Genomic DNA, 26,882 nt, shown 5'->3' on the forward strand with positions numbered 1-26,882 from the left:
AATGCCAGTTAAGGGCGTTCTCCGCCCGGCGCAATGACCGCGCGCGACACGGGGGCAAGGCGGATCCGGCGGCCCCGACCGTGGCAGTCTGTTCGCTAGCGCAAGGTCTATTTGAAGCGGAGGTATGCGTCCTGTGGGCGTCACTGTGAATCCCACCGTCAGCAGACGCCGACTGGGGTCGGAGCTGCGCCGGCTTCGGGAGATCAGCGGAATGACGACGCAGCAGGTGGCGGAACGCCTGCTGATCTCCCAGCCCAAGATCAGCCTGCTGGAGAACGGTCACCGCCCCATCAAGCCGCGCGACGTGCGCGATCTCTGCGCGCTGTACGGAGTCCAGGACCAGCGGCGTGTTGACCACCTGATGCAACTGGCCGGGGAATCGGGTCAGCAGGGTTGGTGGAATTCCTACGGCGACATCTCGTACGGCGCCTACATCGGCCTGGAGGCCGCGGCGGCCGCCATTCGTTTCTACGAGCCCATGGTGATCCCCGGCCTGCTGCAGACTCCTGCCTACGCCCGGGCGGTCATCGCAGGAACGATCCCTCACGCCACTGCCGAACAGGCCGCCACACGCCTCCAGGTGCGGCTGCGGCGCCAGAGCCGGGTGGGTGCCCCGCGCAACCCGCTGCGCTTATGGGCCGTACTGGACGAATCGGCGCTGCGGCGCGTCGTGGGCGGCCGCGAGGTGATGCGGGAACAGCTGGACCATCTGATCCGCCTCAGCGCCCGGCCTCACATCACCCTGCAGGTTCTCCCTCACGATGTGGGAGCGCACCCGGGCGTTTCGGGGCAGTTCGCCCTGCTCGAATTTGCCGACGCCACCGATGCGAGCGTGGTGTATCTCGAGAGGTTCACCAGCGACGTCTATCTGGAGAAACGATCCGACGTGCGGCGCTACAGCGATATGTATGCGCACTTGCAGGCCCGGGCGCTGGGCCCGGACCGTACGCGCCGTTTCATCGACGAAGTCGTCAAGGCGTACGGCCGTACGGAATTCTGCCCTGACCTTTACCGGTCAGGGCAGGGAGTTCAGCGCGTGCAGGAGCCCTGTCCTTCGATGTCCTGACGGCGAGTCCGTCAGTGGATCCGGGCCGCCGGCTCTGGATCCCTCGAGCCCCACCGAGCCCCACCGAGCCCCACCGAGCCCCTGGACGACGAGTCCAGGGGCTCTGCGGGCGAACGGCTGACAAGGGCGTCCCCATGTGCTTGACCGGGCTCCGGCCCCGGCCCCCGATGGCTCAGGGGCGGGAGGTGGTCACGTTCGCGATGGGCTAGTCCTGTCGAGTCGCCGTACGTCGGACTCGCTTCATGGTGAAGAGGACCGAGCCTCCGATGAATGCGAGCGCGGCTGCGGAGGCGGCCAGGACGCCGGGCCCGCTGCTTGCGTGGTTCGTGGCGAGTACGGGCGACGCTCCCTCGGGCTGCTGGCGGGTAGCGGCGCTCACGTTGCCGAAGTTGACGCTCTTGGCCGTGTGGCCGGCGCCCATAGGGCCCAGAACATTGTCGAGGTTGCCCGGCAGGGAGTTGGCCCATGGAGGCTTGCCGTGGTTGTCCTGGCCGTGGCCGGGTCCGCCGTTGCCGGGCCCGTCGTGGCCGTGGCCGTGCTCGCCGTCGTCCTCGTCGTCGTCGTGACCGTGGCTGGGTCCGCCCTCGTCGTGGTCGTGGTGCCCGTGGCCGTGCTCGTCGTGGTCACCCTTTTCGCCCTTGTCCCCGCGCGGCCCCTTGGGCCCTGCAGGTCCGGCGGGTCCTGCAGGTCCTGCAGGTCCTGCAGGTCCTGCAGGTCCTGCAGGTCCTGCAGGTCCGGCGGGTCCAGCGGGTCCGGGTGCGCCGACCGGTCCGGGGCTACCTACGGGGCCGGGTGATCCGGTCGGTCCGGGGCTGCCGACGGGTCCGGGTGAGCCGGTCGGGCCGGGTGCGCCGGGGGATCCGGGGGTACCGGGCGAGCCGTCAGGGCCGGGTGCGCCGGGTGATCCGGTCGGTCCGGGGCTGCCGACGGGTCCGGGTGATCCGGTCGGTCCGGGGCTGCCGACGGGTCCGGGTGATCCGGTCGGTCCGGGGCTGCCGACGGGTCCGGGTGAGCCGGTCGGGCCGGGTGCGCCGGGGGATCCGGGGGTACCGGGCGAGCCGTCAGGGCCGGGTGCGCCGGGTGATCCGGTCGGTCCGGGGCTGCCGACGGGTCCGGGTGAGCCGGTCGGGCCGGGTGCGCCGGTCGGGCCAGGGCTGCCAGTGGGGCCGGGAGAGCCGGTCGGTCCGGTCGGTCCGGTCGGTCCGGGAGGTCCGGGCGGGCCAACGGCGCAAGCCGCCCTCGTAATCGTGTTGTTATCCAGCGTGACCGCGCCGTTGCGCGCGAGGGCCCGGCCTTCGATCACGGCGCCGGTGTTCACCGAGATGGACTCCAGGGCCAGGATGTTGCCCTTGAACTGGGAGGTCGTGTCGATGGTGGCGGAGCTGCCCACCTGCCAGAACACGTTGCAGGCGTTTGCGCCGTTGATGAAGGCCACGACACTCGCCGGAGCCGTGATCAGGGTCGAGGGGATCCGGAAGATGAAGACGGAGGCGGGGTCGTTCTGGCCGTCGAGAGTGACCGTTCCGGTGATGCCCACGGTCGACGGGGCGGTGTAGACGCCGGGCGCCAGCGTGAGTCCGCCGATCTCGGCCGAAGCGAGCACGTTCCCCGGTCCCCGGCCTGCCGCGTCGTTGTAGGCGGTGACGAGGTCGTTCTTCGCCTGAAGGGCGGCGGCGTTGGGGGCGATGCGTTGCACTCCGTTGACGATGCCGGGCGGAAAGCCGGTCACCGATGTGCCCGGATAGAGTCCCAGGTCGCCGTTGATGATGGTGGGGGTGTTCGTGTTGGTGACCGTCGAACCGGCCAGAACCGCGTAGTTGGTGGCGGTCCCCAGTCCCACGGGGGCTTCCGCGGCGTGAGCGTATTGCGGGACCAGAGTGGCCGCCGCAAAGAGCGCGGTGGGAAGCAGGAAGATGGTTCCCCGTTTGAGCAGTCTTTGTTGAGGCCTTCTGTCGGGTGGATCCGACTGAATGGCATCCAAGGCCATAGCAGGACCTTTCTGTTGCTTCGAGCCTCAGTCCTCCCGAAGGAGAACCTCGGGCGCCCGTGACGGTCACTGGACAGGGCGGAGGCCCCCCACCTGCGATCCCTCGTGGAGGCTCACCCTGGGCGGGGCGAGCGAACTCCCTGCCAGAGGTAGTAATACGCCGTTACCCGGCATTTCCCACGCATATTGCAGGGCAATACCCCGCATATCGTAAAAATGGGTCTACATGGGTGACAGAACGCCAGGATGCCGGAATTATCTCGTACACATATCCGAATCCATCGCTTCGACCATGCGCCCGACGATTCACCGGAAGGCGCTCCGTGAGCGCGAACTGGCGATGCTCTACCGCCCTTTGGGCACGAGGCGGCCGTGGCCCCGTACCGAAGGTGCCTGCCCGGAAACCCCATCGGACTTCCCTGCGCGAGGCCGGGCCGGCGGGGATGGATCCCTGTCGGGCTCGCTATTCGTGATCACAGCCTCAGCGCCACCTGAAGTCGGCGGGGCCGTGGTGAATCTGGTGCCGGTCGCAGGGCCGCGGGAGACTGGCGCACCCTACGGAGAGGGGCAGCGGTGTCGATGGACCGATGGCCTATGGATCTTGCGGCATATGTGGAGCGCACGCGGAGCGGTCCGTGCTTCGTCTGTGCCTTCCTCGCCGGGAACCCGGACTACTCGCACGAGACGGTATTCGAGGATGCCGATCACGTGGCGTTCCTGGATAGGTGGCCCACTGTGCCGGGCAAGGTTCTCGTTGCGCCGAAGGCTCATGTCGAGCATGCCGTGCGCGACCTGGGCAAGGAGGCTTACACCCGGCTCATGCTTTTCGTCCGGGAGGTCGCCCTTGCCGTCGAGGCTGTCTGCGAGCCGGAGCGGACGTACCTCTACTCACTCGGCAGCCAGCAGGGCAATGCGCATCTGCACTGGCACGTGGCCCCCCTGCCGGCCGGCGTCCCGTACTCGAAGCAGCAGTTCCACGCTCTGATGACGGAGAACGGTGTCCTGTCACCGTCGCCGGACCAGGCGGCCGAGACCGCCGCGCGACTGCGCGAGGCGCTCATCGCCCGAGGCATCGCTACGGAGGGGTAACCGCCTTTCAGGGAAGGAGACTTGCGAGAGTTCAGGCGCCAGGCCTTGCAAGGGTGAGAGGTCTAGACAACGACGAAGCCCCAGGTTGCTGACCTGGGGCTTCGTAGAAGAGCGGATGACGGGAATCGAACCCGCGCTATAAGCTTGGGAATCCCCGCTCTGTCGACCTTGATCATGCCCTTGACCTGTTGGTTATGGGGTGTGACGTTCCTCTTGCGGCCTGGCGCTTGACCGTCATTTGCCGCACGTGGCCGTCCCATGTGGTGCGCAAGTGGTGCGGTGGCAAGCCAGGTGCTGTCTACTCAGGCAGTACCTACTCGTTGACACCTAGAGTTGTGCGGGCCTGGTCGATAAAAGTGGTCATGGCCTCACGGTGCTCCTCCTGGCGCCGGGCACGCAGGGGGCCCAACTCGACCTTCACACAATCGAAGAGCAGAGAGTGCTTCTCCGCCGAGGTCAGGTCGGAGAGCTGCGAAAGAGCTGACTGGGCCTCGGAGAACAGCGCCTCTACGTCGTCGGCCTCGCTCAGGAATGCAGTGCGGAAGGCATCCAGCACTGGGCCGACGCCCGTGTACTCAGATCTGTAGCCGCCCACGGTGATCAGGCGCTCCCGGGCCCGTTCGGCTTCGGCCCGGTCTCGGGCGAGGCTGGCCAGCCGCTGAGCGGTCTCCACTACGCGGGTTGCAGCAGTGGTGAGAGCGATGGGAGCGACAAGCTCGACGGCTCCTTGGGCGTGGAAGAAGTCCTTGTAGGCCCTGTCCACGGCATCGCTGTCCGGCTGCGTGTACAACAGGTCGAGAGTTCGGGTGAAGTCCCGCACTGTGCGGAGCAGGTCCGTTATCGCGCTGGTCCTCTGGTCTCGTAGGGCGGCGGCGTGCGCGGCAGTCGCTGCACGGTCGGCTTGCTCCCGCACGGCCTGGAGGGTTGCGGTGGCGGCTGTCTCGGCAGCGTCCTTGGCAGCCTTGGCCTGTGCGAGGCCACCGCCGGCCTGGACCTTAGCGCCGAGCCACGCACCCCCGAAGCCGACCAGCACCGGAAAGACGGCGAGCAGGATCGTTGCGTGCTCTTTGAGGAAATCCATCACGCCCTTGATCCTGCCGTGCGGCAGAAGCAGGAAGGTCACGATTTCGCGCGGGATTGGCTCCTGTCGAGGCGAGTTGACCACTGGGCGTGGCGATGAGGAGCATGGCAACGGCGAAGCGTGGTGCCGACCCGTTCCGCCCCGCTGCTCGATGGCAGGGACGGGGTCAGGCAGGAGAGCTGAAGGCGTCGGCGACCTCCTGCATGCCCAGCACCACCACGTCCGCGCCGGCCTCCTTCAGGGATGCCCGATTGGGTTGCTTGTTCGCGTACCCGACGCTCCTCGCGCCAGCCGCACGCGCTGCTTCGATGGCTGTGACCGAGTCGCCCACGAGCACGGTGGCGCCAGGCGCCACTCCGAAACTCGAAGCGGCGGTGAGCAGTGGGTACGGCGATGGCTTCATCAGGTCAGGCCGCAGAGGGGGGCGCCCGATGATCTCGTCTACGACTCCCGCGATCCCGTGCTGATCGAGGTACTCCCGCACGCACTCGGTCGAATTGTTGCTCACGATGGCGACATGCCGGCCGGTGTCGTGTGCTGCGCGAAGGGCCTGAACGGACCCCGGCGTGGGGTTCCCAGCGACTTCCACGGCCCTGATCTCCGCGGCTGTGAGGGCAGCCTCCACAGCCGCGAGGACTGTATCGCCGCCCTCTTGGGAGAGGCGATGAACCTCCATTGGATCGTCCGTGCCTCGCGCGGCAGCCGCCAGGGCTGGAGCGAGGCGGGCAAGGAGGTCGCTCACGAGCGGGAGATCGCGACGGTGGAACAGGTGGATGCGCTGGCAGAAGCGATCGGCATTCGGTGGCGGCTGATGGTCTACCTCGGGGCATACGGCCCGATGCGTCCTGAGGAGCAGGCAGAGCTGCGACGGAAGGACGTGGACCTCGACGCGATGACGATCCGCGTACGGAAGGCGGCCCCGGAGCTGAACACCGGGAAGAGGGCCGAAGGTCCCACCAAGTCGGAGGCGGGTAAGCGGGTCGTCGTCCTGCCTGAGTTCCTTCGGGAAGACCTGCGCCGGCACGTTGCGTGGTACGCGGAGAAGGGCCCGGAAGGCCTCCTCTTCGTGGGGGAGAAGGGGGCGCCGTTCCGGCGTACGACCTTCGGGCGTAAGTGGGCCAAGGCGCGGGTGAAGGTGGGGATGCCGAAGTCGTTCAGGTTCTACGACCTTCGTCACACCGGGCACACCCTGTCGACGCGTTCCGGGGCCACACTCAGGGACACGATGGTTCGGGCCGGGCAGTCCTCCGAGAAGGCGGCGCTGATCTACCAACACTCAGACCACGAGCGCCAGAAGGAGGTGGCCGGCGGACTGGACGGGATGGTGCGGGCCGCCCGGCAGAAGGCCGCTGAGCAGGCCGAGAAGGAGTCAAGTGATGCGCAAGTGGTGCGGGACTCCTGAATAGGTCTAGGCAACGACGAAGCCCCAGGTCGCTGACCTGGGGCTTCGTAGAAGAGCGGATGACGGGAATCGAACCCGCGCTATAAGCTTGGGAATCTACTGCACGGAACACGGTTTCAGGGCCAGGCTGGCGTGAGCTGTCCAGAGTGCCTGCGAGTTGCCGTCGCTGGTAGGTGTCTGCCGCCTGGGATTGCTTCCGTGACCGGTCGACCGGGCGAGGCGGAGCGGTCTCTGAGCCCCGGGCCGCGACAAGCTCCCTGAGCCCCAGGGGATCGGGTGGGCGACCCAGGGAAGCCGGGCAACCGCTATGCCCTCGGCAGGATTCGAACCTGCGACACCCGCTTTAGGAGTGGGATCGAAGCCGTGCCGGGCGGCTCCGGACCGTGCCGCCTGATGCCGAACTTCTCCGTCCGCTCGCGCATCGCGCACGCATTCGGCCGGTGCACGCACGGGTGACGTTGCAGATCAGAGGCTCGTCCACGCGTCGAAGAAGGCTTTCCGCCTGGATGGGTCGGCTGATTTGTGGTCCGCGTGGAGGACGCGCCAGGCGGTGAGTTCGAGGTCGCGGAGCCACAGCTCGCCGATGACCTGTGTTTTGAGGTCGGGGAGGTGGTCGGACTCGGCGAGTGCCTGGCCGATGACCTCTCCGGCTGCGATGCGCTGGGGCGGGGTCATCTCGTCGAAGGCCGAGAGGATCTGGCCGGCCAGGCCGGTGCCTTCTCCTGCCAGCGAACTCAGTACGCACGCTTTGATGTTGGCGGGCAGTAGGTAGAGGGAGCCCGAGGACCTCCACAGTTCCGACCAGAAGTGCTCTCCGGACGCGGTGGGGGCGGGGAGCGCGGCCAGGAGGCCGAGGAGGTGTGCGGTGGCCGCGTAGCCGTCGGAGTGGGCCGATGCGACGACGGCGATGTCCGCGACGCGCTCCACGTCGATGTGGCCGGCTTCGAGACGTGGATCCAGCCCCAGCCGCTGTTCCAGCTGATGGCAAAGGGGGGCGGACGCGTGGGAGCGGAACTCGGGAAGCATCGGCGGTCCTTGGAGCGTAGGAGAGCGGAGAGGCCCGTTCGGAAGCCCAGATCGTTCCCCTGGCCCGCCGAATTACACGAGTTCCACGGATCCGGTTGGAGGAGTGCTGGCAGGACCGCGACTCAAGGTCGGTCGAACCGGCCGCACCCGGCTATGCCGCGCCGGAGGCTGGAGCCCACCTCGGGCGATGCCGCTCCGGACCGGCTCCTAGCATGGACTCATGGTTGCCAGTGACGCCCAGCAGCACGTATCAGGACGGGAAGCAGCGCCCCGGGACGACGCCGGAGCCGGCCATGTTGTCTCCGCACCGACGGATGGGGGAAGCGAGGGCTCCGAGCCTCCCGCCGACCTGCTCGGGCGAGCCGCCGATCTGGTGGAGCCGATCAAGCCGAAGCTACGGGGCTGGCTCCATGCCGGCATGGTCCCCACGTCCCTGGCCGCAGGCATTGTCCTCATCTGTCTGGCAGGAACACCGCAGGCCACTGCGGCGTGCACCGTGTACGCCGTCACCGCCTGGCTGCTGTTCGGGACGAGCGCCGTCTACCACCTGGGCACCTGGGGACCACTCGGAGAGGCCGTCCTGCGCCGCCTCGACCACGCCAACATCTTCCTGATCATCGCCGGCACCTGCACCCCGCTGGCCGTGCTCCTCCTCGGCCCTGATCAGCGGTCCGTCCTCCTGTGGGTCGTGTGGTCGGGCGCTCTGGCCGGCATCGCCTTCCGCGTCCTGTGGATCGGGGCGCCCCGCTGGCTGTACACGCCCTGCTACCTGGCCCTGGGCTGGGCACCGGTGCGCTACCTGCCCGATTTCCTGCACAGCGGCGGCGCGGCCGTCCTCACCCTGATCGTGACGGGCGGGCTGCTCTACAGCGCGGGCGCCGTCGTATACGCCCTCCGGCGCCCCGACCCCTCACCCCGCTGGTTCGGCTACCACGAGGTGTTCCACGCCCTGACCGTGGCAGCCTTCACCGCGCACTACATCGCCGTCTTCCTCGCTGCCCGCTGAGCACGACGACGTATCGATGCAGGCCCACCCATTCGTGCGGTGGCGGTGAGTTGCCGACCGGCTTCGGGTCAGGGCGCGGACGGCCGGTGCAGGGAGACGTAGTACTCGCCGACAGCGGACAGGTAGTCGTGTTCGGCTGTTTCGCTGTCGGTGATGAACCGTGGCGCGGCCTTGATCTCTTCCTGCGTGGCCGAGACCCTTACCGCCTGCACTTCGGCATCGATGCGCGTGACGGCGCCGGCCGGGATCAGGACGCTCTTGCCGAACACCCACACGCCGGTGTCGACCACCAGGTGTTGCATGCCGGACTGGTCCTGCTGGCGGTCCACGTGCCCGATGGCACCGTCAGCGGCTTCCACGGTGAATCCCACCAATGACTGCGCGGGCGTGTATCCGCTGTCCTGCGCGTACATCCACATCCTGCTCACAGACCGTCTCCTCGTCCCAGGCGACCGGCCGTGGTGGCTCGGTGCCCGACCGGTTCGCGCCTGCCCGACCGCATGCCCCGGTGCCCGCTGCGCGACCGGGTCCGCAGAGGATTCCTGGCGGGTACGCCAGTGCTGACCTCGCAGAGGCCTCGGCGCCCGAGTACCGCCCCGTCGCGGAGCCCAGGCTGCGGCGAGTAGGACGACGAGGCCGCGGTGGTGCGAACGTCGGTCCCCGGGCCCGTGCGGCGGGCGCAGCGAGCCATTCGGGTCCGGCCTGCGGTGCCGGAGGGTGGCGCCAAAGGGGCGGGCACGATCACCTCAGGCCGAGGTCGATGGAGCCGGCGCTTCGCTGGCTCGGCGGTACCCGGCGTTGATGCGTTGGGCTTCTTCGAGTTGGTCTTCGAGGATGATGATGCGGCAGGCGGCGTCGATCGGGGTGCCTTGGTCGACGAGTTCGCGGGCGCGGGCGGCGATGCGCAGCTGGTAGCGGGAGTAGCGGCGGTGTCCGCCGGCGGAGCGGAGCGGGGTGATGAGGCGGGCTTCGCCTAGGGCGCGGAGGAAACCTTGGGTGGTGCCGAGCATCTCTGCGGCCCGGCCCATGGTGTAAGCGGGGTAGTCGTCGTCGAGACGGCCGAAGGAGTCGTCTGCTGTCATTGAACCTCTTTCTGGAACGCGTGGAGGGGCCCTGGTGCCTATGGCACCAGGGCCCCGAAGGAACTGCTACACCATCTGCCAGCCCTCATACTGCGCTGGCTCTCTGTGTCCGCAGACCCGACTCATACGTGATCGGGGTGCGGGGATCGCGGTTGCTCGACCGGAGACCACCTCACTAGCGATGTCCTGCGGTACCCGGGCTTCAATCTGCCGGCCCGGCGATCCTGATGGCGGAAAAGCTCCTCCGTTCTTCCCTCGGTGATCAACTGCTTACCAAGTGGGGTACTTCGTCATGCGGGTAATACGTACTGCGAACCGCTTGTATTGCTCGCGGCCTGACCCAGCGCCGCTTCGGCAGCCAGCCCCGTCGCCCGTCCTGCGTCTGCTCTGGCTTGGAACCCCACTGCCGAACCTCCTGGTGGCCGCGCCTGCACTCGACGCCTTCACCAAGGTGCTGCTCACTGACTTCACTGCTGGGTACTGCACCTACGAGAACTGCACTTACAGGTACTGCCACTGCGTCAACTGCGGTACCGCTCGTGGTGGCCCCTGATGGCTGCGGGCCACCCGGTCCGGTCGTCAGTCCCGTCGCCGTCCTGCACCAGCCCTGGCTTCGGAACTCCACCACCGCACCGTCCTGCGCACTGCAACTGCGGGTACTGCGTGTACTACTGCCGGCAGTTCGTCTCTGCCAGGCCCTGCTGTCTCGCTGGGCTACGAGAGAAACCATAACCACGCCACGGCCCAATGTCTACTCCGGCCGAGATAGATTTGCTCTTGCCTGGTCAGGAGGTAATCGGGCTCGAATATGGCCGCTCCCTGAGGCTGCCGAGCTGGACCTGGACACCGGGCGCGCCGCCGAGTTCGCCACGCCACTGCGGCGAGCGGTTGTCGATCCCGGCCGCTCCAGAGGAGCGGGGGGAGGGGCCGTTGCGGCCAACCGGAAACGGTGTCCAACGGGGTGGAAGAATCGTTTTGACGAACGTGACGGATGACCATCGGGCATACCTCGACCGCAGTGCTCAGGCCGGCAGCGGCAAGCGCAGAGCCGCTGCCCGCCTTCCGGAACAGCTGCGCCGGTGGCCTTCCCCGTAGTCCGGCGCACGCCGGTGGGCAGGCCGGTGGAGAGGTCCCGGACGAGAACACACCGCTGTACGCGCGGCCGGCCGAGGAGTGGGCGGCCCGCGGCGCCACCGTCCCCTGATGCCCACCCTGCTGACGGCGCGGCCGCGTCGGTTCGATCGGAGGCACTCGCGTGATCCACGGCTCGCTGGTGTGCCGGGGCTGTTCCGGCACCCTCTACGCGGTTTCCACCACCTGCGCCCACTCGGCACCCATGCCCACCTGGGAAGTCGATCACGACCGCACCCGGTCTCCTGCCCCTTGCGGCCTCTCCTGCCCCTGGAAGGGGCGGCCGCTCACGTCTCCGAGCTCGTCCGCGCCGCTCACGTCCTGACCGAACCGTCCTGACGCGATCCCGGGTCACCGCCATGGCCCTGACCCGGGTCCTACGGCCTGCCGGCCACGGGCCCGCCCAGCCGGTCCGGTCCTGCGTACAAGGCACGGACCATCCGGGCGCGGCCTTGGACACGTGAGGTTCCCCCGGGATGCGGAGAGTGTTGACATCGGGTCAGATGGGACTCATGAGAGGACCAGTGGCCATGGCTGCACCCCGGAAATACTCGCTCGAGTTGCGTGAGCGTGCGGTACGGATGTATCGCACCGCGGAGCCGAAGCCCCAGATCAAGAAGCTGGCTGTCGACTTCGGCGTGCATCCCGAGGCCCTGCGCGGGTGGATCCGCCAGGCGGAGGCGGATGCCGGCGAACGCGATGACCGGCTCACCACCGACGAACGCGCCGAGCTCGCGGCCCTGCGCAAGGAGAATGTCCAGCTCAAGCGGGCCAACGACGTACTGCGGACGGCCTCGGCGTTTTTCGCGGCGCAACTCGACCCGACCCGGCCCAGGTGACGGCGCTCGTTGACGAGCACCCGTGCCTGGGAGTCGAGTGCGTACTTCGGGAACTGCACATCCCCTCCTCCACCTACTACCGCTGGCGCCGTGCAGAGGCCGAGCCGTGCGAGCGAAGGCGCCGTGACGTCGAGCTGACCGAGCGGATCAAAGAGATCCACGCGGATTCCGGCGGCAACTACGGCTCGCCGCGGGTACACGCCGTCCTCAAGCGTGAGGGTGTCCACGTGGGCCGCAAGCGGGTCGAGCGCCTGATGCGCGAGGCCGACATCGCGGGGGTCAGCCCACGGCGCAAGGGCTTCACGCGCCGGGACCCGAAGGCCACCCTGGCCCCGGACCTGGTCAACAGGGACTTCACCGCACCGGCTCCGAACCGGTTGTGGGTCACCGACCTCACCATGATCTCCACCGGTGAGGGGCCTCTGTGGCTCTCGGCGATCCGCGACGCCTTCTCCCGCCGGGTGGTCGCCTGGGAGACTTCCGCCCGCGCGGACGCCGACCTGGTGCTGACCACCCTGGAGTACGCCCTCGCGTCCCGCGAGGTCGAGCCCGGCCAGCTGATTCATCACGCGGACCACGGCTGTCAATACACGTCTATCAAGCTCACAACCCGGCTAATGAGAGCTGGAGTTGAAGCGTCCATGGGCTCGATCGGCGACTCATACGATAACGCTCTCGCGGAGAACCTCTGGATGCTCATCAAAACCGAGGGCCTCCGTGGCCGGACCTTCACCACCCGGGCTGAGGCGAACCTCGCGCTCTTCGAGTACATCGATGGCTTCTACAACTCCCGTCGCATCCAGGAACGGCTCGGCTTCCTCAGCCCGATCGAGTACGAAGAGAAGCACTACGCCAACCAGGCGACGGCCGAACCAGCGAACCTGAACACCCGTCAACCCCTCCTGACCAGCTAATCAGCAACTCCCGAACAACGGGGGAACCTCAACGGCGCACGCCGTCCTCCACCGAGATGACGGTCGCCGGTCTGTCTTCCCCGTCGGCCGGTCCCGCTCCAGACACGGATCAGGGCCGCGCGGCAAACGCTGCGCGGCCCTGATTCAGTACTCCTTGGATCCCGCCGGCCTCACAGACGTCCGCTGCCTCGGCGCCTGCGGGCTGTACGCACAGCCGTGAGCGCCGATCGCGGCGGCCGCGCGGGCGGGGTGGGGAGGGTCAGGCCGGATTGATGTTCTCGGCCTGGGGGCCCTTCTGGCCCTGGGTGACGTCGAACGTCACGACCTGGCCCTCTTGGAGCTCGCGGAAGCCCGAGGAGTTGATCGCGGAGTAGTGGGCGAAGACGTCCGGGCCTCCACCGTCCTGGGCGATGAAGCCGAAGCCCTTTTCAGCGTTGAACCACTTCACAGTTCCCGTAGCCATGTCTCATGCCTTCCAGTCGATGAACGCCTCCCGCTCCATGCGGAAGACGGAGGTGATCGTCCTGGTTCCTGCGGCACTGCACAGCAAAACGCCCACACCAAGGCGTGGGCAAGGGGGACTTCCGAACCACGACAGCTGACGCAGACGCTACACGCCCCCAACGGCCCGTCACCATAGGAAACAAGGTGCGTCATACCTCCGACACGCGCGGGCGGGAGTGCCCACCGCGATCGGCGGGCACGTCCACCTCAGGCCGCCGTGCGCGGGCGCCCTTCGGACGCGGGGGATTGGTGCTCGGCGTTGACGCGCTGAGCTTCCTCAAGTCGGATCTCCAGCATCACGATCCGACAGGCGGCCTCAATGGGAGTGCCCCGGTCGACGAGTTCCCGGGCGCGGGCGGCAATGCGCAACTGCGAGCGGGAGTAGCGGCGGTGGCCGCCCTCGGAACGCAGCGGGGTGATCAGGTGGGCCTCTCCAATGGCGCGGAGGAAGGCCTGGGTGGTGCCGAGCATCTCTGCGGCCCGGCCCATCGTGTAGGCGGGGTAGCCGTCGTCGTCGAGACGGCTGAACGAGTCGTCTGCTGTCATCGCACCTCACTGCGAAACAGGTGGAGGAAGGGGGGTCGGAACACGGGGAGGGGCCCTGGCGCGTACGACACCAGGGCCCCGAAGGAACTGCTGCACCATCTGCCGGCCCTGTTACTGCGCCGGCCATCTGTTTCCGCCGACCCGGCCGAGATGCTGCCGGGAACGCGGGGATCGCGGTTGCTTGACCGGAGACCACCTCACTATCGATGTCCTGCGGTACCCGGACCGAGGCTTACGTCCGGGCGATCCTGATGGCGCTTCAACTCCTCCGTTCATCCCTCGGTGTCAACTGCTTGAAAAGCGGGGGACCGCGTACTGCTGGTACTTCTTTCTGTACTGCGAACCGCTGTTACTGCTCGTGACCTGCCCTAGCGTCACGTTCGGCAGCCAGCCCCGTCGCCCGTCCTGCGTCTGCTCTGGCTTGGAACCCCACTGCCGAACTTCCCGGTGCGCGCGCCCGCAGCCGACGCCTTCACCGAGGTGCTGCTCACTGACTTCGCTGCTGGGTACTGCTCGTGGTGGCCCCTGATGTCTGCGGGCCACCTGGTCCGGTCGTCAGTCCCGTTGCCGTCCTGCACCAGCCCTGGCTTCGGAACTCCACCACCGCACCGTCCTGCGTACTGCACCTACGGGTACTGCCTGTACTGCTGCCCGGCAGTTCGTCTCTGCCCGGCCCTGCGGTCTCTCTGGGTTACGAGAGAAACCATAACCACGCCACCGCCCAATGTCTACTCCAGCGAGGATAGATTTTTGAGTGCGTGTCACTGAGGTAATCGGGTCCCGTCAGGTTGAACAGTCGTGGGTCAGGGAACAACGACCGGGCAGGCAAGGCCGGACACCGACAACAGACCCGGAGCGCGCGATGACCACGATGAGCGCCGAGTGCACAGCCCTTGCTTCGCCCTCCGCCGTCGCCGAGGCGCGCCAGGCCACCCGGACATTCCTCGGAGCCCTTGGGCCGTGGGGCATCGATCGGGATTGCGCCGACACCGTGATCCTGGTCGTCTCCGAACTCGTCACCAACGCCCTGCGCCACGGCGGCGGCGCCCACACGCTCCGGCTGGCCGTGCACCCCGACACCATCGAGGTCGCCGTCGAGGACTCCAGTCCCCACCCGCCGCGCATGCGCACACCCGACCTCGTCGACGGCACCGGCGGGTTCGGCTGGCCCATGGTCAAAGACCTCGCCCACGCCACCATCGTCACGCCCACGCCCGAAGGCGGCAAGACCGTACGAGCCCTCCTGCCCCGTCGGACGGGCGGATAGGCGGCGAGCCCGCGGGCGGGTAGCCGATCCAGGGCCCCTCCGCGCGGAGTCCTGGCGGTCAGGACTCGGGGCCGGGCTTGGCGGGGCGGTCCACCCGTCTGCGCTTCCATGCGGGTATGCGGAAGGGCCCGATCGGTGTGTGCCGGTCGGGCCCTGTTCGCTGTTCGGGTGGCGGCGTGCGCCGGCCTACCGGTCAGGCGGTGACGGGGGTGCCGAGCATCGCGGAGGCTCGCTGGAGCGGGCTGAGTACGCGTGTGGCGATGGCGGCCCGGGGAATGCTGCTGCCGCGGCAGGTGAAGCCGAGCTGGGTCATGGCGCGGAGGACTTCGCCGGCGCTGAAGTCGCGGCGGTCCTGGCGGGTGAGGACCTGGCCGACCTGCTTGACGGGGTAGGTGCGGCGGCCGATGATCACAGAATCGCCGATGACCTGCTCGGGCTTGATGCCCTTCATGGACTCCAGGACACCGCTCTTGGTCAGGTCGAACGGGAAGCGGGCGATGACACAGCGCATGATGCCTCACAGAGAGAAGAAGGGAACGGTCCGGCCACGGTGAGGTGGTTCAGCGGGCGAGGGCGAGGACGCCCAGAGCGCTGCCTTGTTCGTCTACGACGGCCAGGGCGGCAACGTTGCGGTAGCGCATCGCGTGCTCGGCCTCGGCCATCGCGGTCGTGGGCGAGGCGAACGGCTGGCCGTGGCCGAGGACATCGCGCAGACGGAGCCGGTCGGTGTACGCGGAGCTGTCGCGGATGGCGCTGAGCCGCGTCCGCGTGATCAGTCCGGTGCAGAGGCCGTCCTCGTCGCAGACGAGCAGATGATCCGTGCGGGAACCGGCCGTGACGGCCAGGGCCACCTCGACGGTCATGTCGTCGCAGACCTGCGGACCGGCCGCCTCCATGGCGTCGTCCACCGTCCTGCCGACGATGTCGACGTGCGGGGAGCGGGGCTGCATCTGGACCAGCGTCAAAATCTGCCTCCTGCAGAGATGGGTCAGTTTCCTGATCACGTGGTTCTCAGGCCGCCGCATCAAAGGCGGACTGCCGCGCGCTCGCACGCCGTGCGGCCGAAGCGGGACCGCGGCGGCCGCGGGAGGCCGTACTGCGCTTGGCGCGTTCGACGACCGGGGCGGTGATGGTGACCGGGATGCCGGAGGGTGCTTGCGCGCCGGTGATGCGGTTCAGGACCTCGTCGCCCGAGTGGACCTGAGTGGTTTCCGGGCTGATCCCGGCGGCCTGCATGAGGCGTGCCATCTCGCGGCGCTGGTTGGGGGTGACCAGGGTGACGACGCTGCCGGACTCGCCTGCGCGGGCGGTACGGCCGCCGCGGTGCAGGTAGTCCTTGGGGTCGGTCGGCGGGTCGACGTTCACGACGAGGTCGAGGTTGTCGACGTGGATGCCGCGCGCCGCCACGTTGGTGGCGACCAGGACGCTGACGTGCCCGCTCTTGAACTGGGTGAGGGTACGGGTCCGCTGCGGCTGGGACTTCCCGCCGTGCAGGGCCGCGGCGCGCACTCCGCTGCTGAGCAGGTGCTCGGTGAGGCGGTCCACGGCGTGCTTGGTGTCCAGGAACATGATCACGCGGCCTTCGCGGGCGGCGATCTCGGTCGTGGCGGCCTGCTTGTCGAAGCTCTGCACGTGCAGGACGTGGTGCTCCATCGTGGTGACCGCACCCTGCGAGGGGTCGACGGAGTGCACGACCGGGTCGGTCAGGTAGCGGCGCACCAGCAGGTCGACGTTGCGGTCCAGCGTCGCGGAGAACAGCATCCGCTGGCCCTCGGGGCGCACCTGGTCCAGGAGCGCGGTGACCTGGGGCATGAAGCCCATGTCGGCCATCTGGTCGGCCTCGTCCAGGACGGTGATCCCGACCTGGTTCAGCCGGCAGTCACCCCGGTCGATGAGGTCCTTGAGCCGGCCGGGCGTGGCGACGACCACTTCCGCTCCGGCGCGCAGCGCCTGCGCCTGCCGGTAGATGGGCATGCCGCCGACGACGGTGGCCAGGCGCAGCTTGACCGCCCGGGCGTAGGGGGTGAGGGCTGCGGTGACCTGCTGGGCGAGCTCACGCGTCGGTACGAGGACCAGCGCGAGCGGCTGACCCGACTCGGCGCTCTGCCCGGCGGTACGGGCCAGCAGGGCGAGGCCGAAGGCCAGGGTCTTGCCGGAGCCGGTGCGGCCGCGGCCCAGCACGTCACGGCCCGCGAGGGTGTTGGGCAGCGTGGCGGCCTGGATCGGGAACGGCGTGGCCATGCCCTCACGGGTGAGCGTGGCGAGCAGCTGGGCCGGCATGGCGAGGTCGGCAAAGGCCTCGACGGCGGGCAGCGCGGGGGTGATCGTCTTCGGCGGGGCGAACTCCCCCTGCAGTGCGGCGGGGCGACGGCCGAAGCCTCCGCCACCGGAGCGCTTGTGGCCGCTGGAGCGGCTGGGGGCCGGTGAGCCGAATCGGCTGACCCGACCCGAACCGGAGCCGGCGGCGAAAGCGGGGCCGCCGGTGCGGCTGCGGGTGCGGGAGGAGCGGTCGTTCGTACGTGTGGGGTTCATGCGGAACCTTCCTTGATGCGGCACGTATCAAGGAATTCCCGCAGCGTAGGAGCGGCGCAGGGAATTGCGAGAACGGGCCGAATTTGATGCGAAAGCGGATCTGGCAGACAGGAAATCTGTACGGGCTCAGGCGCTGGAATACGGTGGCGTCATGCGGACGCGACAACCAAAGCAATTGGCTCGGTGTGGCTCAGAGAGGGCCGGTCGGCCGAGTGTCTCCATGATCGATACCGCGGGTGAACGCACCGCGGGAAATGCGTGCAGCTGGGGCCCGCACCCCGAGGGATGCGGGCCCCAGCTGCAGAATGCGTGTCAGCGCTTAGGCGGGAACGATGTTCTCGGCCGTCGGGCCCTTCTGGCCCTGCGCGATGTCGAAGGTGACCTTCTGGCCCTCGTTCAGCTCGCGGAAGCCCTGGGCGGCGATGTTCGAGTAGTGGGCGAACACGTCAGCGCCGCCACCGTCCTGCTCGATGAAGCCGAAACCCTTTTCCGCGTTGAACCACTTCACGGTGCCAGCAGCCATGTCATATCTCCTTTGGGGCAATACATCGGCGACCACGCTGTGCGGACGCCGTGTCGCCGCGATGATGCCCCGCCCGGTAAACAACCGGGAAATACAAAGTGCTTCCAGTGGAACGAATTCCGGCTGGACGCGCTTGAAGTTCTTGGGTACCAAAACTGCAACCGAGATCGACAGTAGCACGCTGCAGGGGCCCGTGTTCGTTGAATATTTCCGTCAGTCGCGTTGCGGTAGAAACTCTCCTCACCGGATCCATTAAATCCTCAGACCGCGGCGACAGATATTGATTCGCCCTGACCGCAGTGTTTTTTGGTTGTTCGCTGCCGGCTGCAGGAGGTGGCGGCGAAGTCGGTTGGTGGAGACGTGGTCGGGACAGGTTCCGACGTGGCGGACCGTTGGACGGTGGTCCTCGCGGTGACGAAGTCCTGTACGGCAACGAACGCGCCTCGGGAGGGGCTCGACCACCGGCGCCATTGGCGGTTCGGAGGCCCGACAGCGGCCGCCCCAGCAGGCCCTGCAAGAGCAATCGCGCGCATGCTTTGCCCGCCGGGGCGCAGCGGAGAATAGAATTGACTTCTATGTCTAAGCCTGACGAGCTGCTCGTGAACGTCGCCGCCCTGGTGGAGTCCGGGCAGAGCAACCAGATGTCCCTGACCGTGGTCACCGGCGGTGCTGTGATCACCGGCCGGCTCGCCCCCGAAGCCGTGTGGAGAGAACGAGTGTCGGAGGTGCTGACGGATTCCGCCCGCCTGGGCGAGTTCTCCGCCATCTTCACTGCCACGACACCCAAGGAGGGTCCGCCCACACATCTGCACTTCCATGTGGCGCGGATCCTGCAGGGAACCGTGGGGATCCCGGAGACGGGCGGGATGTACCGCATCTCGATCAAGGACGTCAGCGCCTGGACCGTGGGCGACTTCAGCTACTCCGACAACTGACCTGCGACTACGGCGAGAACCCGCCCGCAGGACTGAGGGCCCGACCGGTGCGTCGGTCGGGCCCTCACCGCCGTATCGGAGCACCAGATCAGACGGCGAGCTGAGGTTGGCGCAGTTCCGCCTGGCCGAAGAGGAGGGCGTAGCCGCCGGGGAGCCGGCGCAGGATGCGGGCGAGCAGGTCGGGCCCCGCGAGGCAGGCGACGACGGCGAGTACCGCGCCGGTGTCCCAGCGTGCGGTGGCGGGGGTGGCGCCGGTGCGGGTGGCCAGGTCCTTGACGAAGCCCCAGCCGGTTAGCTGTTCGGTGTCGGGGATCTGGGCGGTCAGGGTGAGGGGCAGGCACTGGGCGAGGCCGACGCGTTCGTCTCCGGTGACTTGCCGGCCGAGGGCGGCGAGGACGGTGCGGACGGCTTCCTCGGCGCGTTCGCGGGTGGGGTACGCACCCTCGTAGCGCACACGTTCCAGCATCTGCTCGAACGACATGGCGGGCGGGGCCGGGTTCGGTCGAAGCTGGTCGTACATGGCTGCGATTGCCTTTCTCTTCGAGGTTTCGGGTCTGCGGCCGACTTCGCTCAAGTGGGCTGGGGGTGGCCGAAGAGGAGGTCGTAGCCGGGCGGGAGCTGGAGCAGGACTTCCCGGGTGAGGACGTCGCCCGCGGCGGCGGCGGTGGAGAGCACGGCGCCGATGTCCCACAGGGCCGTTTTCTCGGTGGCGCCCTCGATCCAGGCGGCGGTCGCACGGACGAATCGCTCCGGCGAGAGCGGTTCTGCGGCCTGGAGGGGGTTGAGGAGGATCAGGGCGTACGTCTCGGGCAGCCGGGCGGCGAGCTCGGCGCGGACACTGCCGACCAGGTGTGCGCCCAGCAGGGCCAGGACGACGCGGGCCACGCGATCGGCTTCTTCCGTGTTTTCGTACTCGCCGCGTTCCTGGACGTGGGCCAGGAACGACTCCCTGCGCATCGACATCACGACGCCTCCGAGAAGGGGTGAAGGGGTGAAACGGGGGTGCGGAGGGCGGGGTGCCGGAGGGGGATCGGCTCTCCCCCGCCCTCCGCTGCCGGCTGGTGCGGGTGGGTTCAGCCGGAGATCTGCTTGCGGCCGGACTCGCCGCCGATGCTGATCTTGCGGGGCTTGGCGCGCTCGGCGATCGGGATCCGCAGGGTCAGGACACCCGCGTCGTAGTCGGCCTCGATGCGCTCGGTGTCCAGGGTGTCGGCCAGCATGATCTGGCGGGAGAACACACCCAGGGGACGCTCGGAGAGCTCCACCTTCACGGAGTCGCCCTTCGCGACCGGGCGGCGCTCCGCCTTCACGGTCAGCATGTTCCGCTCGACGTCGATGTCGATCGCCTCGGTGCTCACCCCGGGGAGGTCGAAGGCGATCACGTACTCGTCGCCCTCACGGTAGGCGTCCATCGGCATCACCGACGCCTTCGACCACGTACCCGAGCTACCCGACAGCTGCTGGACGATCCGGTCCATCTCGCGGAACGGGTCAGTGCGCATCAACATCGCGAAACACCTCCAGTTGGTTCAGGCAGAAACTGCCAATGCGCTTCAACGTGCATCCGTTGGAACATGTCATCGAAACGATGACAAGCAAGGAGTCATCTGGAGGATGACGAGAGACGGAGAGTGTCATGAACGAGGCTGCAGAGCCGACCGCACCCGTCCCCTTCCTGGCCGCCGCCGCTGCCTTGGAGGCCATCAACCGGGCCGTCAAGGACGCGCAACACTCCTCCGCCAGAAAGCCGACGGCCGAAGCGACGCCCCCACCGGACTTGGGCTCCCACCCGGCTCTGGCTGCACTGCTTACGCTGCGGGAGGTCCGTGAACAGCTCGCAGGCTGGGAGAGCGGACTGATCGAAACCGCCCGCGTGCACGGAGCGAGCTGGGCCGATCTCGCAGGCCCCCTCCTTGCGCGTGAACCCATCGTCCGTTGCCGCAACCGCTGCAGCCTTCTGCGCTGTGGGGGTGGTCTTCGCGGCCTCGGCCCGATTCTCCTTGCCGAAATACAGCAGGGTCACCGCCAGCACTATCGCCACGTATCCGATAACGACCGCTGCCACGAGCGCCCCGCTCACAATGCTGCCGATCACGGTCGTGTATGACTTCCAGGGCGAACGGAGTGGTCGGATATAGACCGCCCGAATGTCATCCCACGGCACGGAATCGCTGCACCCAAGTTCGGCAGCAGCGTTCCGTCCTCTGTCGATGCGTTCTTCGGCGGCTGCGGTATAGCGGGCACGAACGCGGTCACGGTAGCCGGGCCGGGTTGCGGTTGCCGGCGGTAACGGAAGCGTCGGCGGGGCCGCGGTTACAGTCGGCACGGTCAAGGTCGTGGTCCTCTCTCGGGTCACTCAGGACACGCCAGCATCTGGGCCGCCGGTTCCGTTCGCCAAGGCACGTTCGAACGCCCGTGACGACGCGCTGCGCACCTTGCCGTGCCGGACTGGCTGAAGCGGTGTTGCAGGTAGCTGTCTGGCTTACCTCGGGCACGGGCCGGAGCCTCCTGTGAGGTGGTTCAGGCGCATCACGAGAGCGAACTCGGTTTCCGGGGTGGTGGGACGGCGCGAAGGAGTTCCCACAGGGGGCGCGAGCCGCTGGCCCACTGGGCGAGGAGGTGGCGGTCGACGAGGTGGAGGCGCTGGGACTTGGCGAAGTCGAGGGCGGGCCGGGAGAAGCGGCCGTTGGTGAGCATGACGAGGACGTCGCCGCCGTGTATCTGGCGGCCGGTGCCATTGAGGACCTGGAGGTCGGGGGTGCCGACCGCGGAGCCGGACCAGCCGGCCTTGCGGTGCTTGCACTGGATCACCCAGCGGCGGCCGAAGGGGTCAGTGGCCTTCACGTCCGCGCCGTTGTCGCCCCGTCCGCCCACTTTCTGCGCGTCGGCGCAGCCGTCGCGGTGCATGAGGTCCCGTATGGCGAACTCGAAGTCATTGTGGTGGAGGCTGTCGAGGTGCGCGACGGCGTAGCGCAGGCCCTGGGCCCGGACCTGGCCCCATCGCGCGGCCTCCTGGCGTCGGCGCATCCACAGTGCGCCCGCGGCACCGGCTGCGAGGAGGCCGAGTACCAGGACCCAGGGGTGGGCGGCAAGCCACGACAGCACCGCCACGACGAGACTGAGGGCCACGAGGCCGACCAGGCCGATGAGCCACAGCTCCTCCGAGCCGGTGGCCTTCCGGCGCCGCGCTGTGCTGGTGCGCTTGCGCCTCTTCGCGGGTGGGCGGGGGCTCACCTGCTGTTCCCCGTGCTCGGGAAGACGATCGGATAGGAGACCGTCGGTATGGGTTGGGGCGCTGGGCGGTTTTCCCATGCCGGCCACTTGATCGGGTAGACCACTGTCGACTGCGGCCTGGGTAACTCCTGACCCGCGCCTGCTCCGGCCCCCGCTGATGTTGTTCCATTCCCGAAGACGACCACTCCGGCGACGATCAGGCCGAGCAGCGCGGTCTCCCGCCGGGCCCCGGCAGGGAGCCGGACGTGGCCTTTGACCCGAGTGCCGTCTGCTCGAAAGTAGTCATTGATCCAGGGCACAGCTGTATCCCCCCACCAGTCGCGATGCGCCTCCCTGCGCACCGGATCCATGAAAGCACCCACCACTGACAACGCGTCACCTACTTGTCACCAGTCGTGATCATCTGCTGGGTCGGGGCGGGCCCGCCCGCGCTTTGGCGGGGAGCGCCTTCGGCGGCATCCGGAGGCGCGGGGGAGGGCGTCGCGTCGTCGCTAACTTGGCTGCGCAGGCGGTGTGGTTGAGGGCTTGCTTCAGGGTTGCGAACAGGCGAATCTGGGCGCACATGTGGCGCGGGTCACATGAAATGCGTCTCGCGATCCGAGACGATTCCGCGTCCGAGTGGTGCAGGTGGTGCACGGAATGCCCTCCGAGCAGGGCATTCCTGCGAGTTGGGGCACGCGGAGGGCACGGCGAGGCCGGATAGGTCTAGACAACGAAGAAGGCCCAGGTCGCTGACCTGGGCCTTCTTGCAAGAGCGGATGACGGGAATCGAACCCGCGCTATAAGCTTGGGAATCACCCGGCACTTGGAAGCACGTACGACCTCTGACCTGGTGAAACGTCCGGCGACGACTCGGCTTGGATGCCCTCGTCGGACCCTTGGTGACCCCTGTTTACCGCCCCTACTGGCACGTTGTGGCACGGCCCCGCGTGCGGCGTCAGTGGAGGTGCTGGCCAGGATGGGCGCGTTGGCGGGTGCAGTGGCATAGACCAGCGGAAGTCCCGGTCGCGGGTGCTAATAGCTTGCCGACCAGGTGCTGGGGTGCCCGGCATTGCGAGGCCGGCGGCGGGCTGGGGCCTTCCCGGAGGCCCCCTGAGCCACTGAGGGCTTTGGGTCGGGGTGGAATGGTGGTTCCCATGGGGCGGTGCTTGCTGCCTGCAGCACAGGAATGAGGGCACCTTTCGTTAACCCGTTCATGGCTTGGAAGACTTCTGGAATCGACCCGTGATTCTCATGGGCTCTTCATGCGCCGTTGTTTGCCTGTGTCCAGCCGGTTGACCCGGAAGGCACGAGCAGTGGAGGCGCATGGTGTTCCCGTCGAGGACGGCCACGGCCGGTGAAGGCCGGGGTGACGCCGTACGGGCGCCGTCCGGCCAGTGGGGAACGGCTGAGGAGCCGTTGCACGTGGCCAGCCGGCTGCACGCGTTCAACCGGTTCGAGCTGAAGTACCTGGTCCCCGTCGAGGAGGCGGCCGAGATCCGGGACGAGCTGGCCGAGCGGATGGACCGGGACCTGCACAGTCCGGTCGGCGGGTACGGCGTGTGGAGCCTGTACTACGACACCCCCCAGCTGCGGTTCTACTGGGAGAAGATCGAGGGCCTGAAGTTCCGCCGCAAGCTGCGCATCCGCCACTACGGCGACCTGGACGCCGTGACGGACGATTCCCCGGTCCGCGTGGAGATCAAGCAGCGGGTCAACAGGGTCACGCAGAAGCGCCGGATCACCCTGCCCTACGGCGTGGCGCGGGGACTGTGCGACGAGCGCCGGATGGTGAAGCACTCCCCGCAGGAGAGTGCCTTCGTACAGGAGGTCCTCGAACTGGTCGTGCGGCTGAACCTGCAGCCCACGGCGATCACCGGCTACCAGCGCGAGGCCCTGGTGGGCAGGGATGCCGACACCGGCCTGCGGGTCACCTTCGACCGCCGGGTCCGCGGCCGGGACCGGGACTTCCACTTCGGCATCGCCACCCCCCAGAACCGGTTCACGATCCCGCCGCACATGTCGGTCATGGAGATCAAGGTCAACGAGCGCACACCGCACTGGATCACCGACCTGGCCGCGCGCCGCAACCTCAACCTCGTGCGGATCTCGAAGTACGTGCAGTCCGTCGAGGCGTTCGGGCTGGCCCCCCGCTCGGTCTTCCACGTCAACGAGGCGGACTACCCGCCTCCCACCCCAACTCACAAGCAGCCGGCGCAGCACGATGCGCCTTCGAAAGCGGGAGTCCAGTGAACTTCGACCTCAACTTGCAGGAGCTCAGCGGCACCTTCAGTGTCGCCGATGTCGTCGCGGCGATGGCGCTGTCGTTCATCCTGTCCACGGCGATCGGCTACGTGTACCGGTACACGCACCGCAACGTCTCCTACAGCCAGTCCTACGTGCAGACCCTCGTCATCGTCGGCATGATCGTCGCCCTGATCATGCTGGTCGTCGGCTCGAACCTGGCCCGTGCCTTCTCCCTGGTCGGCGCCCTGTCCGTGGTCCGGTTCCGCAACGCGGTCAAGGAGACCAGGGACGTCGGCTTCATCTTCCTGGCCATGGCCATCGGCATGGCCTGCGGCGCCCGGTTCTACACTCTGGCCGTGGTCGGCGCCGTCGTGATCTGCTCCGTCATCCTGGCGATGTCGAAGTTCAACTGGTTCGCGCTCAACGTGCAGCGTCAGGTCGTCAAGGTCCAGGTTCCCGCCGGTGACGACTACACCCCGCAGATCCGTGACGTGCTGATCAAGTACACCAGCGAGTTCGAGCTCGTCAGCACCGAGACCATCCGCGGCGGAGCCCTGTGCGAGATCTTCTACACCGTGCGCCTGAAGAAGGGCACCGAGCCAGGTGACCTGGTCAGCGCCCTGCAGGAACGCACGTCCGGCCAGCGCGTCACCGTCCTGACCGGTTACGACACCACGGACCTCTGATGGGCGGCGAGACCGGGAGCGCCGTGCGGCGCGAGCGGCGGCTCAAGGACCGTGTACCGGTCCGGCTGCGCCACCACTGGAAGCCTGCCGCAACGCTCGGCGTCGGCCTGGCCGCGATGGTGTTCTTCCTCGGGGACGTGCGGGTCTCCCCGTACGTCACCTCGGCCTCTCGCGCCGAGGGCGACCCGATCACCGAGGACGTCCGGGGAACGGTGGGCCTGTACGACACCTCCGTGTCGCACTCGATCCAGCTCACCTACAAGCAGACCGACTTCGACAAGATGATGAAGGAGTTCAAGGAGGACGGGAACAAGGACTACATCGAGGCCGACCTGGTCATCGACGGTGTCTACCTCAACGACGTGGGGATCCGGCTGAAGGGCAACTCCACGGTGTCCTCCCTGCGCGGCAACCGGGGCATGCCCGGCGGGGGCGGGGCGGGCGGAGCCGGCGGCGACCGGAACCTTCCCGGCTTCCCGCAGGGCGCTCCCGGCGGCGGCCCGGGCCAGGCCACCGGGGGCCAGGCAACGGGAGGCCCCGGGCAGGCCACTGGAGGGCAGGGAGCCGGAGGCCAGGGACCGGGCGGCCAAGGGGGCGCAGCACAAGGTCAGGGGCCCGGCGGCGGCCGCGGTGGGATGGGCGGGATGGTGCAGTACAACCTTTCCGCGGACAAGCCCGAGGAACTGCCCTGGCTCGTGAAGATCGACGAGTTCGTCGAGGGCCGCGCCTACCAGGGCGAACGCGAGATCTCCCTGCGGCCCGGCAGCAACGCCCAGGTTCCCCTGAACGAGGCCCTGTCCCTCTCGCTGACCGGAACGAGCGGCCAGAAGGCCGAGCGGTACGCCTTCACCGAGCTCAAGGTGAACAACCGTCCCGCCGCCGCCCGCCTCATGGTCGAGGCACCCGACACCGACTACGCCGCTGACATCACCGACGGCAACGGGGTGCTCTACAAGGCGAAGGCCGGCGGCAGTTTCGAGTACCGCGGCGACGACCCCACCGAGTACGAGAACTCCTTCAAGCAGCTCAACAAAAAGGGCAGCCAGGACCTCGAGCCGGTCATGAAACTGATCAAGTGGGCGAACAGCGCCTCGGACGAGGAGTTCGCCCGCGACCTCGGCAAGTACGTCGACGTGGACTCCCTCGCGCAGTACGTCGCGTCGCAGAACCTGCTGCTGAACTTCGACGACATGGCCGGCCCGGGGAAGAACTACCTGCTCTGGTACGACCTGGACACGAAGAAGTTCTCCGTCCTGGGCTGGGACTACAACCTCACCTTCAGCGGGGACGCGGCCGCCGGCCCGGACGACTCCATCGGCATGGGCGGCGGCATGCCCGGCGGGAACACCGGCGGAAACACCGGTCAGGTCCCGCCCGGCGCCGCACAGGGCGGACCCGGCACCATGCCGGAAGGGATGCCCGAGGGCATGCCGGAAGGAATGCCCCAGGGGATGCCGCCCGGGATGCCCGAGGGAGCACCCGGCGGCGTCGGCGGCAACCAGCAGGGCGGGCCCGGCGGTGGCCGGGGCGGGATGTCGCACGTCCTGAAGACCAAGTTCCTGGCCCTGGACGCCTTCGACGAGGTCTACAAGAAGGCGTACCGCGAGCTGTACCAGAAGTTCTACGCCTCCGGCACGGCGGCGGAGAACCTCAAGGACATCACCGAACAGGCACGGTCGGCGGGCGCCAAGTCCGCCGACCTGGACACCTCCGCGGCCAAGCTGTCCAAGACGGTCACCGACCGTTCCGCGGCCCTGGCCAAGGACAAGGACGTGACCGGCTGATCAACCCGGCACCCCGGATGCG

General features: G+C 68.1%; 26 protein-coding genes and 2 pseudogenes. 12 read left to right on the forward strand and 16 right to left on the reverse strand.

Annotation, left to right across the window (positions count from 1 at the left end):
• Positions 1-133 precede the first annotated feature (133 nt).
• Positions 134-1,066 (forward strand): helix-turn-helix domain-containing protein, encoded by a 933-nt coding sequence (locus OG435_RS24340; RefSeq protein ID WP_266879703.1) that lies wholly within the window; start codon positions 134-136, stop codon positions 1,064-1,066.
• 205 nt (positions 1,067-1,271) lie between these two features.
• Here OG435_RS24340 and OG435_RS24345 read toward each other — a convergent pair whose 3' ends face one another.
• Positions 1,272-2,906 carry an ice-binding family protein gene (locus OG435_RS24345; protein WP_266879705.1) on the reverse strand — a complete coding sequence of 545 codons (1,635 nt, stop codon included), beginning with the start codon at positions 2,904-2,906 and terminating at the stop codon, positions 1,272-1,274.
• Between the two features lie 741 nt (positions 2,907-3,647).
• On the opposite strand from OG435_RS24345, the gene OG435_RS24350 reads away from it, so the two are divergent.
• On the forward strand, positions 3,648-4,142 hold the full coding sequence (locus tag OG435_RS24350; RefSeq protein WP_266879707.1) for an HIT family protein: 495 nt from the start codon (positions 3,648-3,650) through the stop codon (positions 4,140-4,142).
• Positions 4,143-4,455: 313 nt separating this feature from the next.
• On the opposite strand, the gene OG435_RS24355 is transcribed toward OG435_RS24350, so the two are convergent.
• Entirely contained in the window at positions 4,456-5,265 is an 810-nt protein-coding gene (locus OG435_RS24355; protein WP_266879709.1) for a hypothetical protein, read from the reverse strand.
• A gap of 124 nt (positions 5,266-5,389) precedes the next feature.
• Positions 5,390-5,899 (reverse strand): HAD family hydrolase, encoded by a 510-nt coding sequence (locus OG435_RS24360; RefSeq protein ID WP_266879711.1) that lies wholly within the window; start codon positions 5,897-5,899, stop codon positions 5,390-5,392.
• 45 nt (positions 5,900-5,944) lie between these two features.
• Here OG435_RS24360 and OG435_RS24365 point away from each other — a divergent pair.
• A pseudogene (locus OG435_RS24365) lies at positions 5,945-6,625 on the forward strand (tyrosine-type recombinase/integrase); the annotation flags it as partial.
• A gap of 465 nt (positions 6,626-7,090) precedes the next feature.
• On the opposite strand, the gene OG435_RS24370 reads toward OG435_RS24365, so the two are convergent.
• Positions 7,091-7,651, reverse strand: a complete 561-nt coding sequence (locus OG435_RS24370; protein ID WP_266879713.1) for a hypothetical protein — start codon at positions 7,649-7,651, stop codon at positions 7,091-7,093.
• Between the two features lie 220 nt (positions 7,652-7,871).
• Between OG435_RS24370 and trhA the strand changes: the two genes are divergently transcribed.
• Positions 7,872-8,657, forward strand: coding sequence for a PAQR family membrane homeostasis protein TrhA (gene trhA / locus OG435_RS24375; protein WP_266879715.1), 786 nt, complete (start codon positions 7,872-7,874; stop codon positions 8,655-8,657).
• A 68-nt stretch (positions 8,658-8,725) separates the two neighbouring features.
• Here the strand turns inward: trhA and OG435_RS24380 are convergent, their stop codons facing one another.
• Positions 8,726-9,070: a PRC-barrel domain containing protein gene (locus tag OG435_RS24380; RefSeq protein ID WP_266879717.1), complete on the reverse strand. Its 345-nt coding sequence runs from the start codon at positions 9,068-9,070 to the stop codon at positions 8,726-8,728.
• 333 nt (positions 9,071-9,403) lie between these two features.
• Positions 9,404-9,739 (reverse strand): MerR family transcriptional regulator, encoded by a 336-nt coding sequence (locus OG435_RS24385; RefSeq protein ID WP_266879719.1) that lies wholly within the window; start codon positions 9,737-9,739, stop codon positions 9,404-9,406.
• Positions 9,740-11,400: 1,661 nt separating this feature from the next.
• Here OG435_RS24385 and OG435_RS24390 point away from each other — a divergent pair.
• A complete protein-coding gene (locus tag OG435_RS24390) occupies positions 11,401-11,709 on the forward strand; it encodes a transposase (protein ID WP_266874686.1) in 309 nt (102 codons plus the stop codon).
• Positions 11,706-12,623, forward strand: a complete 918-nt coding sequence (locus OG435_RS24395) for an IS3 family transposase (protein WP_266874687.1) — start codon at positions 11,706-11,708, stop codon at positions 12,621-12,623. The genes OG435_RS24390 and OG435_RS24395 overlap by 4 nt, the downstream gene beginning before the upstream one ends.
• A gap of 259 nt (positions 12,624-12,882) precedes the next feature.
• Here OG435_RS24395 and OG435_RS24400 read toward each other — a convergent pair whose 3' ends face one another.
• Together OG435_RS24400 and OG435_RS24405 are read right to left on the reverse strand one after the other, a co-directional pair.
• Positions 12,883-13,086 carry a cold-shock protein gene (locus OG435_RS24400; RefSeq protein ID WP_008735947.1) on the reverse strand — a complete coding sequence of 68 codons (204 nt, stop codon included), beginning with the start codon at positions 13,084-13,086 and terminating at the stop codon, positions 12,883-12,885.
• Between the two features lie 248 nt (positions 13,087-13,334).
• On the reverse strand, positions 13,335-13,673 hold the full coding sequence (locus tag OG435_RS24405; RefSeq protein WP_266879721.1) for a helix-turn-helix domain-containing protein: 339 nt from the start codon (positions 13,671-13,673) through the stop codon (positions 13,335-13,337).
• 862 nt (positions 13,674-14,535) lie between these two features.
• On the opposite strand from OG435_RS24405, the gene OG435_RS24410 reads away from it, so the two are divergent.
• Entirely contained in the window at positions 14,536-14,940 is a 405-nt protein-coding gene (locus tag OG435_RS24410; protein ID WP_266879723.1) for an ATP-binding protein, read from the forward strand.
• A 193-nt stretch (positions 14,941-15,133) separates the two neighbouring features.
• Here OG435_RS24410 and OG435_RS24415 read toward each other — a convergent pair whose 3' ends face one another.
• From OG435_RS24415 to OG435_RS24430, 4 genes are all read right to left on the reverse strand, one after another.
• A complete protein-coding gene (locus OG435_RS24415; RefSeq protein ID WP_266879725.1) occupies positions 15,134-15,451 on the reverse strand; it encodes an SCO5918 family protein in 318 nt (105 codons plus the stop codon).
• Between the two features lie 49 nt (positions 15,452-15,500).
• Positions 15,501-15,905, reverse strand: a complete 405-nt coding sequence (locus tag OG435_RS24420; RefSeq protein ID WP_266879727.1) for a CBS domain-containing protein — start codon at positions 15,903-15,905, stop codon at positions 15,501-15,503.
• Between the two features lie 46 nt (positions 15,906-15,951).
• A complete protein-coding gene (locus OG435_RS24425) occupies positions 15,952-17,472 on the reverse strand; it encodes a DEAD/DEAH box helicase (protein ID WP_266879728.1) in 1,521 nt (506 codons plus the stop codon).
• 319 nt (positions 17,473-17,791) lie between these two features.
• Complete coding sequence (locus tag OG435_RS24430; RefSeq protein ID WP_008734853.1) at positions 17,792-17,995, reverse strand: cold-shock protein; 204 nt, start codon at positions 17,993-17,995, stop codon at positions 17,792-17,794.
• A gap of 575 nt (positions 17,996-18,570) precedes the next feature.
• On the opposite strand from OG435_RS24430, the gene OG435_RS24435 reads away from it, so the two are divergent.
• Positions 18,571-18,930 (forward strand): hypothetical protein, encoded by a 360-nt coding sequence (locus OG435_RS24435; protein WP_266879729.1) that lies wholly within the window; start codon positions 18,571-18,573, stop codon positions 18,928-18,930.
• Positions 18,931-19,018: 88 nt separating this feature from the next.
• Here OG435_RS24435 and OG435_RS24440 read toward each other — a convergent pair whose 3' ends face one another.
• The 3 genes from OG435_RS24440 to OG435_RS24450 form a co-directional block, all read right to left on the reverse strand.
• Entirely contained in the window at positions 19,019-19,450 is a 432-nt protein-coding gene (locus OG435_RS24440; protein ID WP_266879731.1) for a DUF2267 domain-containing protein, read from the reverse strand.
• Positions 19,451-19,500: 50 nt separating this feature from the next.
• Positions 19,501-19,893, reverse strand: a complete 393-nt coding sequence (locus OG435_RS24445) for a DUF2267 domain-containing protein (protein WP_266879732.1) — start codon at positions 19,891-19,893, stop codon at positions 19,501-19,503.
• Between the two features lie 110 nt (positions 19,894-20,003).
• A complete protein-coding gene (locus OG435_RS24450; protein WP_266879734.1) occupies positions 20,004-20,438 on the reverse strand; it encodes an Hsp20/alpha crystallin family protein in 435 nt (144 codons plus the stop codon).
• Positions 20,439-20,566: 128 nt separating this feature from the next.
• Here OG435_RS24450 and OG435_RS24455 point away from each other — a divergent pair.
• Positions 20,567-20,842, forward strand: a pseudogene (locus OG435_RS24455) (HSP18 transcriptional regulator); the annotation flags it as partial.
• 617 nt (positions 20,843-21,459) lie between these two features.
• Here OG435_RS24455 and OG435_RS24460 read toward each other — a convergent pair.
• Positions 21,460-22,164 carry a restriction endonuclease gene (locus tag OG435_RS24460; RefSeq protein ID WP_266879735.1) on the reverse strand — a complete coding sequence of 235 codons (705 nt, stop codon included), beginning with the start codon at positions 22,162-22,164 and terminating at the stop codon, positions 21,460-21,462.
• A 1,404-nt stretch (positions 22,165-23,568) separates the two neighbouring features.
• Between OG435_RS24460 and OG435_RS24465 the strand changes: the two genes are divergently transcribed.
• The 3 genes from OG435_RS24465 to OG435_RS24475 are packed head-to-tail and all read left to right on the forward strand — an operon-like array spanning position 23,569 to position 26,860.
• Positions 23,569-24,396, forward strand: a complete 828-nt coding sequence (locus OG435_RS24465; RefSeq protein WP_266879736.1) for a polyphosphate polymerase domain-containing protein — start codon at positions 23,569-23,571, stop codon at positions 24,394-24,396.
• Positions 24,393-25,076 (forward strand): DUF4956 domain-containing protein, encoded by a 684-nt coding sequence (locus tag OG435_RS24470; protein ID WP_266879738.1) that lies wholly within the window; start codon positions 24,393-24,395, stop codon positions 25,074-25,076. Before OG435_RS24465 ends, OG435_RS24470 begins: the two co-directional genes overlap by 4 nt.
• Positions 25,076-26,860 carry a CotH kinase family protein gene (locus OG435_RS24475; RefSeq protein WP_266879740.1) on the forward strand — a complete coding sequence of 595 codons (1,785 nt, stop codon included), beginning with the start codon at positions 25,076-25,078 and terminating at the stop codon, positions 26,858-26,860. Before OG435_RS24470 ends, OG435_RS24475 begins: the two co-directional genes overlap by 1 nt.
• Positions 26,861-26,882: the final 22 nt, after the last annotated feature.

The organism is Streptomyces sp. NBC_01264 (assembly GCF_026340675.1).
In the GTDB taxonomy this organism is placed as follows: domain Bacteria; phylum Actinomycetota; class Actinomycetes; order Streptomycetales; family Streptomycetaceae; genus Streptomyces.

Coding starts and splice junctions, on each gene's coding strand:
- OG435_RS24435 (WP_266879729.1), top strand. CDS start 18,571: ATGTCTAAGCCTGACGAGCTGCTCGTGAACGTCGCCGCCCTGGTGGAG.
- OG435_RS24390 (WP_266874686.1), top strand. CDS start 11,401: ATGGCTGCACCCCGGAAATACTCGCTCGAGTTGCGTGAGCGTGCGGTA.
- OG435_RS24475 (WP_266879740.1), top strand. CDS start 25,076: ATGGGCGGCGAGACCGGGAGCGCCGTGCGGCGCGAGCGGCGGCTCAAG.
- OG435_RS24385 (WP_266879719.1), bottom strand. CDS start 9,739: ATGACAGCAGACGACTCCTTCGGCCGTCTCGACGACGACTACCCCGCT.
- OG435_RS24425 (WP_266879728.1), bottom strand. CDS start 17,472: ATGAACCCCACACGTACGAACGACCGCTCCTCCCGCACCCGCAGCCGC.
- OG435_RS24430 (WP_008734853.1), bottom strand. CDS start 17,995: ATGGCTGCTGGCACCGTGAAGTGGTTCAACGCGGAAAAGGGTTTCGGC.
- OG435_RS24400 (WP_008735947.1), bottom strand. CDS start 13,086: ATGGCTACGGGAACTGTGAAGTGGTTCAACGCTGAAAAGGGCTTCGGC.
- OG435_RS24380 (WP_266879717.1), bottom strand. CDS start 9,070: ATGTACGCGCAGGACAGCGGATACACGCCCGCGCAGTCATTGGTGGGA.
- OG435_RS24415 (WP_266879725.1), bottom strand. CDS start 15,451: ATGCGCTGTGTCATCGCCCGCTTCCCGTTCGACCTGACCAAGAGCGGT.
- OG435_RS24405 (WP_266879721.1), bottom strand. CDS start 13,673: ATGACAGCAGACGACTCGTTCAGCCGTCTCGACGACGACGGCTACCCC.
- OG435_RS24410 (WP_266879723.1), top strand. CDS start 14,536: ATGACCACGATGAGCGCCGAGTGCACAGCCCTTGCTTCGCCCTCCGCC.
- OG435_RS24445 (WP_266879732.1), bottom strand. CDS start 19,893: ATGTCGATGCGCAGGGAGTCGTTCCTGGCCCACGTCCAGGAACGCGGC.
- OG435_RS24350 (WP_266879707.1), top strand. CDS start 3,648: ATGGATCTTGCGGCATATGTGGAGCGCACGCGGAGCGGTCCGTGCTTC.
- OG435_RS24360 (WP_266879711.1), bottom strand. CDS start 5,899: ATGGAGGTTCATCGCCTCTCCCAAGAGGGCGGCGATACAGTCCTCGCG.
- OG435_RS24450 (WP_266879734.1), bottom strand. CDS start 20,438: ATGTTGATGCGCACTGACCCGTTCCGCGAGATGGACCGGATCGTCCAG.
- trhA (WP_266879715.1), top strand. CDS start 7,872: ATGGTTGCCAGTGACGCCCAGCAGCACGTATCAGGACGGGAAGCAGCG.
- OG435_RS24440 (WP_266879731.1), bottom strand. CDS start 19,450: ATGTACGACCAGCTTCGACCGAACCCGGCCCCGCCCGCCATGTCGTTC.
- OG435_RS24370 (WP_266879713.1), bottom strand. CDS start 7,651: ATGCTTCCCGAGTTCCGCTCCCACGCGTCCGCCCCCCTTTGCCATCAG.